The 15,978-nt window shown below is 71.6% G+C and carries 18 protein-coding genes; 8 read left to right on the top strand and 10 right to left on the bottom strand.

Annotated features, from left to right (window positions below):
- Positions 1 to 51: 51 nt before the first annotated feature.
- From IEZ31_RS59325 to IEZ31_RS03110, 4 genes are all read right to left on the bottom strand, one after another.
- Entirely contained in the window at positions 52 to 126 is a 75-nt protein-coding gene (locus IEZ31_RS59325; RefSeq protein WP_350544119.1) for a putative leader peptide, read from the bottom strand.
- Between the two features lie 103 nt (positions 127 to 229).
- Positions 230 to 1,090, bottom strand: a complete 861-nt coding sequence (locus IEZ31_RS03120; RefSeq protein ID WP_229834049.1) for a DsbA family oxidoreductase — start codon at positions 1,088 to 1,090, stop codon at positions 230 to 232.
- Positions 1,087 to 1,539 (bottom strand): cupin domain-containing protein, encoded by a 453-nt coding sequence (locus tag IEZ31_RS03115; protein WP_190248165.1) that lies wholly within the window; start codon positions 1,537 to 1,539, stop codon positions 1,087 to 1,089. The genes IEZ31_RS03120 and IEZ31_RS03115 overlap by 4 nt, the downstream gene beginning before the upstream one ends.
- Entirely contained in the window at positions 1,536 to 1,979 is a 444-nt protein-coding gene (locus tag IEZ31_RS03110; RefSeq protein WP_190248164.1) for an RrF2 family transcriptional regulator, read from the bottom strand. Before IEZ31_RS03110 ends, IEZ31_RS03115 begins: the two co-directional genes overlap by 4 nt.
- 121 nt (positions 1,980 to 2,100) lie before the next feature.
- On the opposite strand from IEZ31_RS03110, the gene IEZ31_RS03105 reads away from it, so the two are divergent.
- On the top strand, positions 2,101 to 2,862 hold the full coding sequence (locus IEZ31_RS03105; protein WP_190248163.1) for a hypothetical protein: 762 nt from the start codon (positions 2,101 to 2,103) through the stop codon (positions 2,860 to 2,862).
- Here IEZ31_RS03105 and IEZ31_RS03100 read toward each other — a convergent pair.
- The 5 genes from IEZ31_RS03100 to IEZ31_RS03080 all read right to left on the bottom strand — a co-directional run bounded on the left by IEZ31_RS03100 (position 2,831) and on the right by IEZ31_RS03080 (position 6,812).
- Entirely contained in the window at positions 2,831 to 3,412 is a 582-nt protein-coding gene (locus IEZ31_RS03100) for a TetR-like C-terminal domain-containing protein (protein ID WP_190248162.1), read from the bottom strand. The genes IEZ31_RS03105 and IEZ31_RS03100 overlap by 32 nt on opposite strands.
- A complete protein-coding gene (locus tag IEZ31_RS03095; RefSeq protein WP_190248161.1) occupies positions 3,405 to 4,187 on the bottom strand; it encodes an alpha/beta fold hydrolase in 783 nt (260 codons plus the stop codon). Before IEZ31_RS03095 ends, IEZ31_RS03100 begins: the two co-directional genes overlap by 8 nt.
- 123 nt (positions 4,188 to 4,310) lie before the next feature.
- A complete protein-coding gene (locus IEZ31_RS03090) occupies positions 4,311 to 4,757 on the bottom strand; it encodes a DUF6069 family protein (protein ID WP_190248354.1) in 447 nt (148 codons plus the stop codon).
- A gap of 147 nt (positions 4,758 to 4,904) precedes the next feature.
- Positions 4,905 to 5,903, bottom strand: coding sequence for an RNA polymerase subunit sigma-70 (locus IEZ31_RS03085; RefSeq protein ID WP_190248160.1), 999 nt, complete (start codon positions 5,901 to 5,903; stop codon positions 4,905 to 4,907).
- Positions 5,904 to 6,140: 237 nt separating this feature from the next.
- The gene (locus IEZ31_RS03080; protein WP_190248159.1) at positions 6,141 to 6,812 is read right to left on the bottom strand and encodes a type 1 periplasmic-binding domain-containing protein; all 672 of its coding nucleotides are present in this window, start codon (positions 6,810 to 6,812) and stop codon (positions 6,141 to 6,143) included.
- A gap of 359 nt (positions 6,813 to 7,171) precedes the next feature.
- Between IEZ31_RS03080 and IEZ31_RS03075 the strand changes: the two genes are divergently transcribed.
- The 7 genes from IEZ31_RS03075 to IEZ31_RS03045 all read left to right on the top strand — a co-directional run bounded on the left by IEZ31_RS03075 (position 7,172) and on the right by IEZ31_RS03045 (position 15,026).
- Positions 7,172 to 8,203: a HupE/UreJ family protein gene (locus IEZ31_RS03075; protein ID WP_229834048.1), complete on the top strand. Its 1,032-nt coding sequence runs from the start codon at positions 7,172 to 7,174 to the stop codon at positions 8,201 to 8,203.
- A gap of 113 nt (positions 8,204 to 8,316) precedes the next feature.
- Positions 8,317 to 10,299 carry a fibronectin type III domain-containing protein gene (locus tag IEZ31_RS03070; RefSeq protein ID WP_190248157.1) on the top strand — a complete coding sequence of 661 codons (1,983 nt, stop codon included), beginning with the start codon at positions 8,317 to 8,319 and terminating at the stop codon, positions 10,297 to 10,299.
- 92 nt (positions 10,300 to 10,391) lie between these two features.
- Entirely contained in the window at positions 10,392 to 11,471 is a 1,080-nt protein-coding gene (locus IEZ31_RS03065; RefSeq protein WP_190248156.1) for a COG1470 family protein, read from the top strand.
- A gap of 282 nt (positions 11,472 to 11,753) precedes the next feature.
- Positions 11,754 to 12,509 carry an SDR family NAD(P)-dependent oxidoreductase gene (locus tag IEZ31_RS03060; RefSeq protein ID WP_229834047.1) on the top strand — a complete coding sequence of 252 codons (756 nt, stop codon included), beginning with the start codon at positions 11,754 to 11,756 and terminating at the stop codon, positions 12,507 to 12,509.
- The gene (locus IEZ31_RS03055) at positions 12,506 to 13,435 is read left to right on the top strand and encodes an aldo/keto reductase (protein ID WP_190248154.1); all 930 of its coding nucleotides are present in this window, start codon (positions 12,506 to 12,508) and stop codon (positions 13,433 to 13,435) included. Before IEZ31_RS03060 ends, IEZ31_RS03055 begins: the two co-directional genes overlap by 4 nt.
- Positions 13,432 to 14,364: an amidohydrolase family protein gene (locus IEZ31_RS03050; RefSeq protein ID WP_229834044.1), complete on the top strand. Its 933-nt coding sequence runs from the start codon at positions 13,432 to 13,434 to the stop codon at positions 14,362 to 14,364. Before IEZ31_RS03055 ends, IEZ31_RS03050 begins: the two co-directional genes overlap by 4 nt.
- The gene (locus IEZ31_RS03045) at positions 14,355 to 15,026 is read left to right on the top strand and encodes a FadR/GntR family transcriptional regulator (RefSeq protein WP_190248153.1); all 672 of its coding nucleotides are present in this window, start codon (positions 14,355 to 14,357) and stop codon (positions 15,024 to 15,026) included. Before IEZ31_RS03050 ends, IEZ31_RS03045 begins: the two co-directional genes overlap by 10 nt.
- A 145-nt stretch (positions 15,027 to 15,171) precedes the next feature.
- Here the strand turns inward: IEZ31_RS03045 and IEZ31_RS03040 are convergent, their stop codons facing one another.
- Complete coding sequence (locus IEZ31_RS03040; protein WP_190248152.1) at positions 15,172 to 15,957, bottom strand: hypothetical protein; 786 nt, start codon at positions 15,955 to 15,957, stop codon at positions 15,172 to 15,174.
- Positions 15,958 to 15,978 lie beyond the last annotated feature (21 nt).

The following is a 15,978-nucleotide window of genomic DNA, read 5'->3' as shown; positions in this document are numbered from 1 at the left end:
GCGGGTGCGTGTGCTCACAGGCGCGGGCTCATCGGGCCCGAGGGGAATGACTTATCGACAGAGGGCGCTTGCGGTGCGCCGGAGATCGACGTAGCGCCGTGCCACGCCGGGGTGGGTCGAGGTCATGCGCCCATCATGCGGAGGCGCCGGAACTCTCGTCAATAGCCATCAAGAAGTGTCCTATGTTTCGAGACAAATCAGATGGGCTTTGTAGGAGTTGAGCGGGTCGTCAGCGCAGCGCCGGATGGGTCCTGGCCTCGTCTTCGGCCAGCCAGACCCGGCCGCCGGGCGTGTCGAGGGACACAGCGCCGGGCAGCGACGCGAGGGCGCCGACCTCCGCCTCGGTCAGGCTGGCGTACCGCCGCAGCGCCTCCTCCGGGGACAGCCGGACCGGCTCGCGCACCGAGCCGGGGGCGACCCGCTCGGCCGCCGCCGTGGACTCCGCGTAGGGGCGCCAGCCGGGAACCACCGCCCGTCCGGCGGGGCCCTGGAACAGCAGGGTGGGCAGCGCGTACCGGTGGCCGTCGTCGTCCACCGGCTTCGCCCGGCCGTTGTGCGGGCCGGGGTCGTCGATGCGCAGCACCTCCGGTACCGGCGAACGACACTCCCGCCGGTCCGCGGTGACCGACGCGCGCACGCCCGCGGACGCCGCGTCCGCCGCCAGGCGGTCGTGGTCGAGGCCGGGAATGCCGTCGACGGCCCGCAGGGCGCGCTCCGGCGTGTCGGCCGGGCGACCCATCAGGAACACGGTCTCGCGCAGGCGGCGCAGCACCCGCTCGGCCACGACGGAGCCCTGCGCCTGCGCGGCCCGCGCGACGAGCGACGACGGCCAGCTCGTGAGCGCCACCCGCTCCAGGACGGCCGGCCAGGGCGCGCGGGTGTGCTCGGCGATCCTTTGGAGATGGCCGTGGTACCACGCCGTCTCCGCCGCCGGGTCGGGCGCGGGATCGTCGCCGTCGTCGAAGAGGATGCCGAACACCCGCCGCCACCGCGCGCCCGGCAGCGCCGCCCGCAGCCGGCGGAACGTGGGCTCGGAGCCCCACGCCCACGGGCACATCGGGTCGGTGTACTCGACGACGGTGAGGGTCACTCCGCCCGCGACCACAGGCTTGGCAGGTTCACGACCACGCCCTCCTGGCTGCTGCGGGCGATCACGACGACGGCCTCGGTCGCGCCGGGGTTCTCCTCGCGATGGGGCACGTACGGCGGGACGAAGACGTAGTCGCCGGGCTCGGTCTCCAGCCGTACCTCCCGATCCCCCTCGGCGAAGACGAACACCGGGTTGCCGGAGACGACGTAGATGGCGGTCTCCGTCTCGCCGTGGTGGTGGTCGCCCGAGGACGTGGCCGGGGCGACGTGCGTCTGACCCATCCAGACCTTCGACGAGCCGACGGTCTTGCCGGAGATCGCCTCCAGGCGGGTCATCCCGGACGTCTGGCGGGTGTCGCCGCTCAGGCCGGCGCCGCGGATGTGCCGCAGCGGGGCGTGCCAGTGGTCGGTGGCACCGTCGGGCGCGTCCTCGGGCGTGCGCTCGGTCATGCTGGGGCTCCCAGTGGCAGGCGGAGCAGCGTGGCCGCGGGCTCCGGCGGGTTGTCGGTGAGCAGGTCGGCGATCGTCACGCCGGTGAGGACCTCCTCGGTGCGGGCCTGGATCGCCCGCCAGAGGGCAGTGACGCCGGGGGCCCGCGTAGCGTCCGACGGGTCGGTGCCGTGGATGGTGAGCAGCTCGCCGTCGACGGCCGCGAACACGTCCGCGAGCGTGATGGTGGCCGCGTCACGCCCGAGCCAGTAGCCGCCCTCGCAGCCGCGCTGGCTGCGCACGAGCCCGGTGCGCCGCAGGTCGCGGAGCACGCTCTTGAGGAACCGGTAGGGAATGTGCTGCGCCGCGGCGATCCCCTCGCAGACGAGCGGCCGCCGGACGTCCGCGGCCAACTCGACCAGCGCCCGGATCGCGTAGTCCGCCTTCGCCGAGATGCGCATGGCAAACCATACCAAGGGACTCTGATTGGTATCCATTCCGGTTTCGCGCTGCCTTTTGTCCGATTTGTCGTTAACGTCAGTGATGCCGGGGCGCCCTGCCCCGGCGGGACGGGAGGCGAGGATGGACCGCAGGAGTCTGCTGGTGGCCGCGGGAGCGGTCGGGATCACGGCCGCGGTCGGCGGCACGGCCGTGGCGTCCGCCACGCTGGAGCGCGGCCCCCGCCCGCTCGTGCTGTGGGAGCTGACCGGCGGGTTCGTGCCGGCGGGCTGGAGCATGCTGCGGGCGCCGCGGCTGGCCGCGTACGAGGACGGCGTCGTCATCGCGGACGCCACGCGGCGGCTGCGCATCGGCGGCGGGGCGCTGCGTTCGCTGCGCAACCACGCCACGACCGTGCTGCGCGACCGCTCGAACGCGCGGCGCCGGCCCGGCGCGCCGGTCATCGCCGACGTGCCGTCGACCGTGTTCACCGCCCGGGCCGCGAGCCGGAAGTTCTCGCTGCAGTTCGAGGGGCTGGAGGAGACCCGCACCGACAAGGCGTACCCGGCGCCGGCCTACGCGCTGCTCGACCACCTGAGTCTCGTCCGCGACCGCGCCCTTGCGGTGGGCTCGCCGTGGCGGCCGTCCGCGGTGCGGATGGTGGCCGTCGTCCTCTCCCCGGCCGAACCGACCGCTGCCGCCGTCGTCGAGCCCTGGCCGGCCGGGGTGCCGGTGCCACGGCTGGGCAAGGACGAGTTCGTGGCGCGGCTCGACCTGCACGACCGGCAGGCGCAGGCGCTGATGCGGGCCGTCCCGCGGCCCGACCAGTCGCGCTGGCCGGTGTTCCGGACGCCGGCCGGGGTCTCGATGCAGGTCAACTGGCGCTACCTGCTCCCCCACGAGTAGCGCGCAGGCCCGCCAGCACCGTGTCGATCAACCGCTGGTGGGTCACCGCGACGTCCTGCGGCAGGCCGAACCCGCCGCCGATCTGCAGCATCGCGAAGCCGTGCAGGGTGGCGCGGGCGACCCGGGTGGCGTGGACCAGCTCGTCGTCGTCGAGCCCGTAGCCCTTCAGCACCGCGAAGAACAGCGCCACGAACCGCTCGCCCGCCGCCTGGACCGCGGGGTCGGGGTCGGGCCGCTGGGGCACGATCGCATACCGGTGCGGATGCTCGGTGGCGTACTCGTGGTAGGCCCGCATGAGCGCCTCGACCGCCTCGTCTCGGCTGCGCCCCAGCACCGCCCGCGTGGCCCGGTCGGTGAACTCGTCGAAGAGCCGCACGGCGAGCAGGTTGCGCAGCTCGCCGAGGTTCTTCACGTGTTTGTACAGCGAGGGCGTGGCCACCCCGGTCCGCGCGGCGACGGCGGCCAGCGTCAATGCCTCCGGCCCGCCGTCGTCGATGATCGCCAGTGCGGCGGCGACGACGGCGTCCCGGTTGAGCCCGGCCCTAGGCATCCTGGCGGCCCTGCAGGAAGGCCAGCACCGCCGCGGCCGTCTCTTCGGGGAACTCCGAGTGCGGGTAGTGCCCGGCCCCGTCGATCATCGCGACGCTGCCGTCGATGCGGCCCGCGACGAGCCGGGCCTCGGCCGCCGGGTCGGGGAAGTCGGGGTCCCGGGTCCCCATGACGACCAGAGCCGGCGTGCGAACCTCGGGCATGCGCGCCTCGCAGACCGAGACGTCGGCGTCGCCCATGGCCTTGATGGCCGCCATCCGCCCCGGCTCGGCGAGACTGGCCTTGAGCGCCTTGCGCTCCTGCGGGTTCGGCTTGCGCGTCTTGTACAGCGACGCCCAGAACATCATCCACAGCGGACGGTAGGTGGTCACCGCCCACTGGGCGGCCCGCATGAACGGGCTCTGCTTCGGCATGACGCGCGCGAACGGCGCGCCGAGCACGACGGCGGTGAACAGCTCGGGCGCCTCGGCGGCGGCCCAGACGGCGGTGGCTCCCGTGTAGGAGTTGGTGACGAGGATCGCCGGCCCGGCGTCGAGGTGCTTGAGCAGTGCGATGGCGTCGCGGCCGATGGCCTGCGGCGAGTAGTCGGCCCAGCGCGCGTCGGTCTCCCCCGCGCCGCGCAGGTCCATGGTGACGACCCGGTAGCCGGCCGCGACGAGCAGCGGCCGGAGCGGCTCGTAGGTCTGCCGCGTCACGCCCATCCCGGGCAGGCACAGCACCAGGGGTCCGTCGCCGGCGGTGTCGTCGTAGGCGATCCGCCCACTTTCAAAGCTCATCTCCATAGCCCTAAAGCTAATGCCATTAGCCATTGCCGTCAAGGCCTGATCGCCGCCGCCCGCACCCGACGTCGGTGCGCTCGCGCGGGCCCGTTCGCCGCGTGTTGTTCCGTTGCGGGATCGTCAATCGGTCCGGGTGCGGAGGCTCCGCGCCAGGGTGGGGATCATCACCGCCGCCGGGACGAGGTGCAGCCCGAGGAGGGCGGTGGTGGCGGCGGCGTCTGCCCCGGAGATGAGGGGCGGGACCAACGAGATCGCGGTCAGCGACACTGCCGTCCACACGAATCGCTCGGCGGGCCGAGTGCTCCAACGCAGCAGAGCGGCGGCGATGACGACGCCCACGACCGAGAAGAAGCCGGTCACCACGGCGAACCCGGGCAACGGGATCGTCTCGCCACCATCGGGGATCTCGAAGTCGACGCCGACGGCCCGGGCAAGCGCAGCGGCGAGGGTGGTGGCCACCATCGCCGCGAGCGTGGCAACGAAGCCGGTGCCCGCGAGCCCGCGAAATCGGTGGGTGCGGCTGGTCCGGCCCGATGCCGGACCTGCGGCGACCCCGGTGTCGTTCATGCCGTTCACGTCGTTCCTCCATCATCCGGTGACTGATCCTGGGCGTGACGATGCGCACCCTCGCCGTGCGACGGCCGGGTGGCGCAGGGCGCGGACGCCGGTGCCGCGGAGCCGGAGCACCGCGCAGCGCGAGCGTCCGCTCCGGGACTACTCCGTGCCGTCCGCCGGCAGGCGCTGCGGCAGCCCGAGCCGCGGGAACTGGTCGTCGTGGAACGTGACGATCTCGGTGATCGCCCCGCCGGTGACGCGCAGGACGTCGATCGTCAGCGGCAGGTACGCGCCCTCCCGCTCCCGCCAGAGGTAGAAGGCGACGGCGGGCTGCCGGTTCACGGAGGTGGGGACGGCGCGCAGGTGCTGCAGGTCCTCGAAGCCGCTCTCGACCCAGTCGTTCACCACCGCGTCGCGGCCGACGTGCAGGCCCGGCGTGGGCGGCATCGAGCAGCGGACGTCGTCGCGCAGCAGCGCGGCGAGCCGGTCGATGTCCGTGGCCACGCTGGCGTCGGTGTAGCGGCGCACCAGCTCCCGGGTCCCGGCGTCCTCCTCGCCGCCGGTCCAGTCCTGCCGCTCGGCGGGCAGGTGCTCCCGCATGCCGGCGCGGGCCCGCTGCAGCGCGCTGTTCACGGAGTTGACGGAGTCCCCGAGGAGCTCCGCGACGTCCTTCGCCGGCCAGCCGAGCACGTCCCGCAGGATCAGCACGGCCCGCGGGCGCGGCGCGAGGTGCTGGACCGCGACCAGGTACGCCAGCTCGATCGTCTCCCGCGCGACGGCGACGGCCTCCGGCTCGTCCGCGTCGCCCGCGGGCAGCTCGTCGAGCAGCCGGTCCGGGTAGGGCTGCAGCCACAGCACCTCGCCGCCGGTCGCCGGCTCCGGGCGGCACTTGGCGAGCAGGTCCAGGCAGGCGTTGGTGGCGATCCGGTACAGCCAGGCCCGGAACGTCGAGCGCCCCTCGAAGGTCTCCCGCCGCCGCCAGGCACGCAGGAACGTCTCCTGCACGGTGTCCTCGGCGTCCTCGAAGGACCCGAGCATCCGGTAGCAGTGCACGTGCAGCTCCCGCCGGTGCCGCTCCGCCAGCCCCGAGAACGCCGGTTCGTCGACCTCGCCCAGACCGCTCACGCCCAGCTCCTCCAGCCCCGTGTTCGCACTCATCACGTCATCCTTCCGCCTCGTCGTGCCCCCGTCGTAGGTATGACGGTTGCGGGCGCGACAACTCATCACCAGGGTCGGCCGGCATGGCCGATCCGGTGACGGATCCGGTGGCGGAGCACGACGCGCGGTACGGCGGGGAGGGCGCGGGTCAGCCGGAGCGGGCGCGGGCGCGCGACCGCCTGGCGCGTGCCCGGGGTCGCCTGGTTCACAACGGCACGAGGCCCACCGACCTACGACCTAGAGGTGGTCGAGCCAGATCACGATGCCGGTCCAGTTGTGCAGCACGGCCGCCACACCCGCCCGGATGGCGGCCGAGCAGCGCTCGGGGGTGAACGAGGCGGGGTCGTAGGTCGAGGACATGCCGAGCCCCTCGCCGCGGAACGACGCGCCGGACCAGTCGACCGCCGTGACGTTGTGCGTCGGCTCGGCCAGCTCCGCGCCCACCACGAGGAACTGCTGCGACAGGTGGCTCGCGGTGACCGTCGCCATGGGGTCGATGAGGTCGTTGCCCGCGCTGACGATGAGGTCCGGGCCCATGTCCATGGCCCCGGTGATGGTGGGGATGAGGTCGTGGGGGTCCTTGGCGACGATCGTCCTGAGGTCGACGTCCTCGGCCTTCGCCCACTCCTTGACCGCCGTCACGAGCTCCTGCGTCGGGCGGTCGTCGCCCGCGGTGACCAGCACCACACGGTAGCCCCTCGACGGGTGGACCCCGGTCCAGGAACCGGCCGCCGGCGTGACGGTCCCCTCGGGGGTGGGCGGGGTGGACGGGTCGATGAACCCCGGGCCGAGCGTGCCGACGGGAGCGGGACTGGGGTGCGGCCGGGACCAGTCGTCGCCGGCGGCGCCGCAGCCGGCGACGAGCGCGGCGGCGGCCAGCGTGGCAACGGCCCGAATCGGGCGGCGCAAGGCGATCGTCCTCCCCGGTGGTGACGGGATGTGCGCGTAATTCCTATCGCAGTTCCGGCCGCCTTCAACCCGCCGGGCGCCGATCCAGGTGTTTGTTTTCCAGCGGTTCGTCGGCGGTCCGGCTTGTGTTCGCCAATGACGTGCAACGTGCACTGGCCACGTAAAGGAGCCGCATGTTGCAACGCGCCCGCTCTGTCATTTTCGTCACTGTCGCCGGGATAGCCGCGGCGGTGCTGACGCTACTGAGCGCCGGACCGGCGTTCGCCCACGGTTTCACCTCGACCGTATACGTTCACATCACCGCCGGTGACGAGGGCCGTGTCCGGACGGCGGTGGAACTCGAGTACGACCTTCTTGTCGTGTCCGCCGCCGATTTCGAGAACAACGATCCGCTCTATCGGGCGGGTACCGCCGCATTCGACGACGGTGACACCGAGCGGCAGGCCGCGGCACTCGACACCCATGCGGCGTCGGTCGTGCAGTACGTCACCGGGCGCCTCTCGGTCACCGCGGACGGCAGGGCCTGCGCGCCGGCTCCGGTGGGCGGCTTCACGATGGGCCGGCAGGAGGGCGTGCCGTACGCCAAGCTGCTGCTCGACTGGGCCTGCCCGCAGGGGCGCGCCGAGCACGAGGTGCGCAGCGTGCTGTTCCCCGACACCGAGGGCTACGTCAAGGGCACCAAGACGATCGTCACCTACGAGATCGACGGGCGCTCGGGCAGCGCGGCCCTCGACGCGGCGCGGCCGTCCTTCTCGACCGGCCAGTCGTGGTACGAGCGGTTCTGGGAGTTCTTCCGCCTGGGCGCCGAGCACCTGCTGACCGGGATCGATCACGTCCTGTTCCTGCTCGCGCTCATCGCCGGGTCGCGCCGCCTCCGGGAGATCGTGCTCGCCGCCACCAGCTTCACCCTGGCGCACTCGGTGACGTTCATGCTCGCCGCCCTCGGCCTGGTCGACGTGCCGGCGAGGGTCGTGGAGCCCGTCATCGCGCTGTCGATCGCCGTGGTCGCCGGCTGGCACCTGTGGCGGATCTGGCGGCGCGGCGGCCATGCGACCGACCTGGAGACGGCCGGGCACAGCCATTTCAGCCTGGACCGTGCGGGCTGGACCCGCCTCGGTGTCGTGTTCTGCTTCGGCCTCGTACACGGCCTGGGCTTCGCGGGAGCGCTGGGCATCAATGAGGCGTGGTCGTGGACGCTGCTGTGGTCGTTGCTCGTGTTCAACGTCGGTATCGAAGTTGTGCAGCTCGCCATTGTCGCCGTCGTCTTTCCGCTCCTCATCGTGCTGCGCCACCGGGTGCCGAAAGCCGGTCTCTGGACGACCGGCACAATTGCTGCCGGCGTGTCCGTTATGGGCCTTATCTGGTTTGTGGAACGTGTGATCTGGCCTTGAGAACAGCACGGAGGCTGCGACTGGCCGCAAGATCAAATTCACGGCCGGTTCATCGAGTGGCGAAACGTTGAATCCGCTTTTCCTGTACCTCCATCGGAAAAGGGAAGAAACCCGTGAAAGCACGAACCTCCAAGCGGGCCTCCGGGCCTGCGCGGCGCCGCATGGCCGCAGGGGCCACCGCGGCCGCCCTGGGCCTGACGATGGCCCTCACCAGCGGTCTGGCGACTCCCGCCAGCGCTGCGGACCCCGCCACGCTCAGCGGCATCATCCTCGGCGTCGGCGCCAACGAGACCCAGCGCATCGTGACCTGGTACTCGTCGGCCGACACCGTCCAGAAGGTCCAGGTCGCCCCGACCGCCTCGCTCGTCAACGGCGAGTTCCCGGCCGGCGCGGCCACCTTCGACGCCATCGGCGGAGCGAACATCGCGACCAGTGGCGGCTTCAACCGCCACGCGACGCTCTCCGGCCTGCAGGAGAAGGTCCAGTACTCGTACCGGGTCGGCTCCGAGGGCAACTGGTCCCCGACGTACTCGTTCAAGACGCAGGACTTCGAAGGCGACTACGACTTCCTGTTCTACGGCGACCCGCAGATCGGGGCGTCCGGCAACGTGGCGAAGGACCAGGCCGGTTGGCAGGACACCCTCGACGTCTCGCTCGCGGCCAACCCGGACGCCGAGCTGCTGGTGTCGGGTGGTGACCAGGTCGAGACGGCGAACACGGAGTCCCAGTGGACCGCGTTCCTCGCTCCCGACAAGCTGCGCCAGTACCCCTGGGCCGCCACCATCGGCAACCACGATGTCGGTGGCAAGGCGTACGAGCAGCACCTGTTCACCCCGAACACGGACCGGTCGGCCCCGCTGTACGGCAACGGGAACCCGGCCGGCACCCAGTCCGGCGGTGACTACTGGTACATCTACAAGGATGTGCTGTTCATCGACCTGAACAGCAACAGCTACACCACCACCTCCGGTGGCGGCGGCGACGCTGCGCACATCGCGTACGTCACCAACGTCATCAACCAGCACGGCGCTGAGGCCAAGTGGACGGTGCTCGTCTACCACCACGCGATCTACTCGCCGGCTGACCACGCCAAGGACGGCGACAACAAGGTGCGCCGGGTCGACTTCCCGACGGCCTTCTCCAACCTTGGTGTCGACCTCGTGCTGCAGGGTCACGACCACAGCTACTCCCGCAGCTACGAGATCAAGAACGGTGAGAAGGCGAACCCGGCCGAGCAGCCCGGCGCCGCCGACGTGTTCCCCGGTCCGGGCGGCGTCATCTACGTGACGGGCAACTCCGCCTCGGGCTCGAAGTACTACGACATCACCGCTCCTGACAACAGCGGCACCAGCGGTGCCGGTAACGGTGCTGACCCGTTGAACCCGAACAACTACTGGTACAACTCGGTGCAGAACCAGGAGCACGTTCGGAGCTACGTCAAGGTTCAGGTGCGCAACGACAAGCTCGTCGTCGAGAACCTCCGCAGCGGCACCTGTGCGGCGCCGAACGCCGCGGTCGAGCTGGGCAAGGTCTCGTGGTGCAACAACACCACGGCCGGCCAGCCGGTCGGCTCGATCGTCGACAAGGTCACCGTGCACCCGTACCAGGGCGACGGCCAGTCCATCCAGGTGAACGTGCCCAACGCTGCTCCGGGCGAGTTCGGCTGGACGATCGACGGCTACAACGGCCTCGTGGACCTCGGTACCGCCGTGGACAACAACGGCGACTACTTCGCGGCGACGGGCCAGATCAACCCGATCCTCGTGTCGGACAACCGGCGCTCGCTCGCGCCCTGGTCGATCTCGGCCAGCACGAGCGACTTCCGGGACGCCGACAAGACGTTCTCGGGTGCGTACCTCGGCTGGACGCCGAAGGTGCTCCTGGCCGGTGCCGGTGCCCAGGCCAGCGGGGCGGTTCCGTCCGCCTACGACGACCACGGCCAGGGCCTCTCGGTCTCGCGCGCCCTCGGCTGGGCGGACCAGGGTCACCCGAAGGGCACCGCCCGGCTCGGCGCCGACCTGGAACTGAAGGTCCCGGGCAGCGTCGACAAGGGTAGCTACCGCTCGACCCTCACGATCACTGCGCTGAGCAGCTGACCGTACCCGTTGCACCTGGCGGGGTCGGCACCTTCGGGTGCCTGCCCCGCCAGTCGTTCCAGTCCGACCCGAGACCGCCCGAGGACTTCGAGATGCACGCGTCCACAACGCACCGGAAGACCGTCGTCACCGCCCTGGCCCGTACCGTCGCCGCGGCACTGCTCGCCACGTTCGCGGTCACCGGCCTGGGTGCCACTCCAGCTCTGGCGGAGGGCGATGTCGCCTGGACCGTCAGGACGGCCTCGAACAGCTACGGCGCCGACCGGTCCAGCTTCAGCTACGCCGTCAACCCCGGTGGGCAGGCCCAGGACGCGATGGTCGTCGCCAACCGCGGCAAGGCCCCGCTCGACCTGTCGGTCTACACCGCCGACGGCTACACGACCGGCACGGGTCAGCTCGACTTGCTCACCAGGGACAAGAAGTCCGTCGGCATCGGCGCCTGGGTCCACGCCGACCGCGAGCGCGTCGCGATCCAGCCCGGGGAGACGGTCGAGATTCCCTTCACGGTCACCGTTGCGGGCAACGCCACGCCCGGCGACTACGCGGGCGGCATCGTCACCTCGCTGACGCAGCCCGACGCCGCCCAGGGCGTCAACGTCGAGCGGCGCCTCGGGATCCGGATCAAGCTGCGGGTCAGCGGCGCGCTCAAGCCGGGCCTCGCGATCGAGGACCTGCACGTCGACTACTCCGGCTCATTCTGGAACCCGTTCACCAAGCGCGACGCCACCGTCACGTACCGGATCCACAACACCGGCAACGCCATCCTGACGGCCAGGCAGACGGTGTCGGTCTCCGGCCCGTTCGGGTGGCTGCGCGCCGACGCGGGCGAGGTCAAGTCGCCGCCGGATCTGCTTCCGGGCGAGAGCTGGACGATGACGGTGCCCGTCCACGGCGTGGCGACGTCGGGCCGGCTGGCCGCCACCGCGACGCTCACGCCGCTGCTCACCGACGCGTCGGGCTCCACCACGTCGCTCAAGCAGGTCCAGGCCTCGGCGCACAGCTGGGCGATCCCGTGGGCGCTGCTGCTGCTGATCCTCATCCTGGTCGCGGCCGTCGCCGGGGTGTACCTCCTGATGCGCCGCAACCGGGCTCGGCGCAAGCTGCGCGAGGACGCCCGCGTGCGCAAGGCCGTCGAGCAGGCCCTCCGCGAAAAGTCGACCCAACCCTCCTGACCGCCCCACCGCCCCCCTTTTGCGTCGATCTTGCAGTTGTGGTGCCAGGACACTCCGTGATTGTCCGGGTTTGTCAGGCACCACAACTGCAAGATCGACGCAAAAGGGGGGCGGGGACCGGCGTGGTGTCCGTCGGGTGCGTGGCTGTGGCGTTTCTAAGCTGGTCTCCGTCCGACAAGTGGCCGTCCGGGCAGGCATCCGATGTCTGTAGCCGATGTGGGTACTTGTGCACCCGTGAGGTCGGCTGGTAGACAGCAGTCCTCCGATGTATTTGGGGGATCAGTGAACGGTGAGTTTCAAGGGCTCGGGGCCGTCGTCACCGGCGGGGCGTCCGGGATCGGGCTGGCCACAGCCCTCCACCTGGCCGAGCGCGGCGCCCGCGTCGCCTGCCTCGACCTGAAGATCGACGAGTTGCCGGAGCCGCTGCACGGGGTCGTCGCCGACGTCACCGACGACGCGACCGTGCGGGCCGGGATCGAGGACGCCGTCGCGTGGCTCGGGCGGCTCGACATCCTCGTCAACAACGCCGGCATCGGCGCCGTCGGCACCGTCGAGGACAACGCCGACGACGAGTGGCACCGCGTGCTCGACGTCAACGTCGTCGGGATGGTGCGCGTGAGCCGGGCCGCGCTGCCGCACCTGCGCCGGTCCGAGCACGCCGCGATCGTCAACACCTGCTCCATCGCCGCGCACGCCGGACTGCCCGACCGGGCGCTGTACAGCGCCAGCAAGGGCGCCGTCCAGGCGCTCACCGCGGCCATGGCCGCCGACCACGTCCGCGAGGGCATCCGGGTCTGCTGCGTCAACCCGGGCACCGCCGACACGCCCTGGATCCGCCGCCTGCTCGCCCGGGCCGCCGACCCCGACGCCGAGCTCGCCGCGCTCAAGGCCCGCCAGCCCACCGGCCGCCTGGTCAGCGCGGAGGAGGTCGCCGCCGCCATCGGCTACCTCGCCAGCCCGCTCGCGGGAGCCACCACGGGCACGGTCCTCGCCGTCGACGGCGGCATGCACGGCCTGCGCCTCAGGCCGGCCACATGACGGCCGAACTCGGGCTCGGCTGCGCCCAGCTCGGCAACCTGTACCACGCGATCGACGACGAGCGCGCCCGCGCGACCGTCGACGCCGCCTGGGACGCCGGGATCCGGTACTTCGACACCGCCCCCCACTACGGGCTCGGCCTCTCCGAGCGCCGGCTCGGCGCCGCCCTGCGCGACCGGCCGCGCGAGCAGTACCGGATCAGCACCAAGGTCGGCCGCCTGCTCGTCGAGACCGACGGGGGCGGTCTCGACACCGCGGAGGGGTTCGTCGTGCCGGCCACGCACCGGCGGGTCCGCGACTTCTCCCGCGACGGGGTGCGGCGCTCGATCGACGAGAGCCTCACCCGGCTCGGGCTGGACCGGCTCGACGTCGCCCTGCTGCACGACCCGGAGGGCCACGCTGACGTGGCGTTCGGCGAGGGCTGGCGGGCGCTCGCCGAGCTGCGCGACGAGGGGATCGTGACCGCCCTCGGGGCCGGCTCGAAGGACGCGGCCGTGCTGACCCGGTTCGTGCGCGAGTGCGGCCCGGACGTGGTGATGGTCGCCGGGCGGTTCACGCTGCTGGAGCAGCCGGCCCGCGAGGAGCTGCTGCCGGCGTGCGCCGAGCACGGCGTCGGGGTGCTCAACGCCGGCGTGTTCAACAGCGGCCTGCTCGCCGAGGCCGAGCCGCACGACGGGCTGCCGTACGAGTACGGGACCGCGCCGGGGGCGCTCGTCGAGCGGGCCCGGGCCATCGCCGCCCGGTGCGCCGAGCACGGGACCAGCCTGCCCGCGGCGGCGCTCGCGTTCGCCGGCAGCGACCCGGCGGTGCGCAGCGTCGTCGTCGGCGCCGACGCGCCCGAGCAGGTCCGCCGCAACGCCGCCCTGTTCGCCGCCCCGCCGCCCGCCGGGCTGTGGCCGGCGCTGCGCGAGGGCGGCCTGCTGTGAGCGCCGTGATCGTCGACGCGCACCACCACCTCTGGCATCTGGGCGGCGGCTACGACTGGCTCGACGCGCCCGAGCTCGCCCCGATCCGCCGCACCTTCGCCCCCGGGCAGCTGCGGGCCGAGCTGGCCGCGGCCGGGGTGAGCCGGACCGTCCTGGTCGAGGGAGGTCGATGCGACGCGGATGAGGCAGCGGTACTGCTGGAGCACGCGAAGGCGACGCCCGAGATCGCCGCCGTCGTCGCCTGGGCCGACCCGGCCGATCCCGACCTGGCGGCGACGCTGGCCGGCTACGCCGAGCTGGACGGCGGCGGGCACCTCAGGGGCATCCGCGCGCAGGTCCAGGCGGAGGACGTCGGCTACCTCGACCGCGACGACGTCCGGGCCGGCCTGGCCCGCATCGGCGCGGCCGGGCTCGTCTTCGACCTCGTCGTGCGGGCCGAGCAGCTGCCGTCGGCCGGCCGGGCCGCCGCCGCGCTGCCCGGGGTGCGGTTCGTGCTCGACCACCTCGGCAAGCCCCGGGTCCGGGCCGGCGCCGAGGGGCTCGCCGAGTGGTGCGAGCTCGTCGCCGGGCTCGCCGCCTGCCCGAACGTCTCGGCCAAGCTCTCCGGCCTGGTCACCGAGGCCGACTGGGCCGCCTGGGAGGTGGACGACCTGCGGCCGTACGTCGAGGAGGCGCTCGCGCTCTTCGGCCCCGACCGGCTCATGTACGGCTCCGACTGGCCGGTCTGCACGCTCGCCGCCTCCTACGCCGAGGTGATCGACACGCTTGACGGCCTGATCGGCCGCGACGATCGCGCGGCGGTCTTCGGCGGTACCGCCACGGCCGTGTACGGGCTGGGAAGTGGCACGGCGGGGATCGAGCCGGGTCCAGAGTCGATGGGCCCCGACCAAACTCAGCTAGATTTGCCGCGGAGGAACCGATGGCACTGACCGACGAGGCAATCGACAAGATCAAGGGCATGATCACCTCGGGTGAGCTCGGCCCGGGCGACCGGCTGCCCAAGGAGGCCGACCTGGCCGAGCGGCTCGGGCTGTCCCGCAACTCGCTGCGGGAGGCGGTCAAGGCGCTGTCGATGATCCGGGTGCTCGACGTGCGCCAGGGCGACGGCACGTATGTGACGAGCCTGGAGCCCGACCTGCTGCTCGACGCGCTGAGCTTCGTCGTCGACTTCCACCGCGACGACACCGTGCTGCAGTTCCTGGAGGTCCGCCGGATCCTCGAGCCCTCGGCGACGGCCCTGGCCACCGAGCGGATGTCCGACGAGGACGTCGCCAAGCTGCAGGGCGTGCTCGACGAGCTCGGCGACGACCCGACGATCGAGGCGCTGGTCGCCAACGACCTGGAGTTCCACCGCCAGATCGCGGCCGGCTCGGGCAACGCCGTGCTCTGCTCGCTCGTCGAGGGCCTGTCCGGACCGACCACCCGGGCCCGGATCTGGCGCGGCCTGACCCAGGAGGGCGCCGCCGCCCGCACCCGCGAGCAGCACCAGGCGATCGTCGACGCGATCGCGTCCCGGCAGCCGGAGCTGGCCCGCGCCTGGGCCACGATTCACGTCGCCGGCGTTGAGGAGTGGCTGCGCCGGGCCTTGTAGACGACGCGCACCCGCCGGCCGATGTCGTCCGTGGCCCGGCTGGGCCGAGCGGCTCACGTGCACGATCGTCAGGCCTGCGTCCGGACCGTCTTGATCGAACGGCAGGCGTGCCTGCTCATCGTCGCCGTCGGTTCGGAGCCCGACCCTACGGTGTAAAGCGGGCATCTCCCAGGACCGTGAGACACCGGCCGGTTCCGGCAATCGGCCGCACCCGGACGGTGAGCCTGGTGCCGGCCTGCACCGGCCACGAACGGTCAAATTGGCCTCCAGCCACCAGTTCCTTGTCAAAAACGACAGCACCGTTCAGCTCGAGTTGCAGGAAATCCCGGCAGTCGCCCGGTGAGGTGTCGGAGAGCCCGATCATCGCGCGGACGCTGTGCATGTCTTGAGGCGCCACGTATTCGGCCCACCACGTGTCGGATTTGTCGCTGTTGCAGTTGATGTTCGGTATGCTGGTGAGCTCCGAGCAGACAGCAATGGAATTGGCGTACTCTTTGCCGTTGATTGACCTGGCGCCCTTCAGGACGATTGCGTTTCCGCCGTTGACGCGCGACTTGTCAGCGAGGTAAACGGGTTCGGGAATCCTCGTGGGGTCGACGTCGGGCAACGTTTGATCGACCCTTACGTCGGAAGTCTTGGCGCCCGGTGTGGGCGTTCGCGAACCGTAGGTCGGGGAATTTTCGGGGGAGGTTGGCTCGGCCTGTTGCTGCGTGGATCCGTCTTTGGTTCCGGACGTCGGTGCAGCCGGCGACGAGTTCTTCGTATCGTGCTGTGCGAAGAACCCGTCCCAAGCGTTCTCAATGGGCTTGGCGAAGACCGCAACAACGATCCCCAAAATGGCGGCAACCACGGCCGCTTCCAACTTCTTTTGACGCGCGATGAGAAGAATTACTGCGACGGCGATCAGCAGGATGGCGAACGCTATGGCCATGAGCCCATTCCTCGCGCTGAG

Origin of the sequence: Dactylosporangium sucinum (genome assembly GCF_014647515.1) — a bacterium.
GTDB lineage: Bacteria > Actinomycetota > Actinomycetes > Mycobacteriales > Micromonosporaceae > Dactylosporangium > Dactylosporangium sucinum.
Note: the sequence above shows the minus strand (reverse complement) of the source record. Positions and strands in the feature narration are given on the sequence as shown.

Excerpts from the sequence above, each read along its gene's own strand:
- IEZ31_RS03115 (WP_190248165.1), bottom strand. The coding sequence starts at position 1,539 with ATGACCGAGCGCACGCCCGAGGACGCGCCCGACGGTGCCACCGACCAC.
- IEZ31_RS03110 (WP_190248164.1), bottom strand. The coding sequence starts at position 1,979 with ATGCGCATCTCGGCGAAGGCGGACTACGCGATCCGGGCGCTGGTCGAG.
- IEZ31_RS03105 (WP_190248163.1), top strand. The coding sequence starts at position 2,101 with ATGGACCGCAGGAGTCTGCTGGTGGCCGCGGGAGCGGTCGGGATCACG.
- IEZ31_RS03100 (WP_190248162.1), bottom strand. The coding sequence starts at position 3,412 with ATGCCTAGGGCCGGGCTCAACCGGGACGCCGTCGTCGCCGCCGCACTG.
- IEZ31_RS03095 (WP_190248161.1), bottom strand. The coding sequence starts at position 4,187 with ATGAGCTTTGAAAGTGGGCGGATCGCCTACGACGACACCGCCGGCGAC.
- IEZ31_RS03090 (WP_190248354.1), bottom strand. The coding sequence starts at position 4,757 with ATGAACGACACCGGGGTCGCCGCAGGTCCGGCATCGGGCCGGACCAGC.
- IEZ31_RS03085 (WP_190248160.1), bottom strand. The coding sequence starts at position 5,903 with ATGAGTGCGAACACGGGGCTGGAGGAGCTGGGCGTGAGCGGTCTGGGC.
- IEZ31_RS03065 (WP_190248156.1), top strand. The coding sequence starts at position 10,392 with ATGCACGCGTCCACAACGCACCGGAAGACCGTCGTCACCGCCCTGGCC.
- IEZ31_RS03055 (WP_190248154.1), top strand. The coding sequence starts at position 12,506 with ATGACGGCCGAACTCGGGCTCGGCTGCGCCCAGCTCGGCAACCTGTAC.
- IEZ31_RS03045 (WP_190248153.1), top strand. The coding sequence starts at position 14,355 with ATGGCACTGACCGACGAGGCAATCGACAAGATCAAGGGCATGATCACC.
- IEZ31_RS03040 (WP_190248152.1), bottom strand. The coding sequence starts at position 15,957 with ATGGCCATAGCGTTCGCCATCCTGCTGATCGCCGTCGCAGTAATTCTT.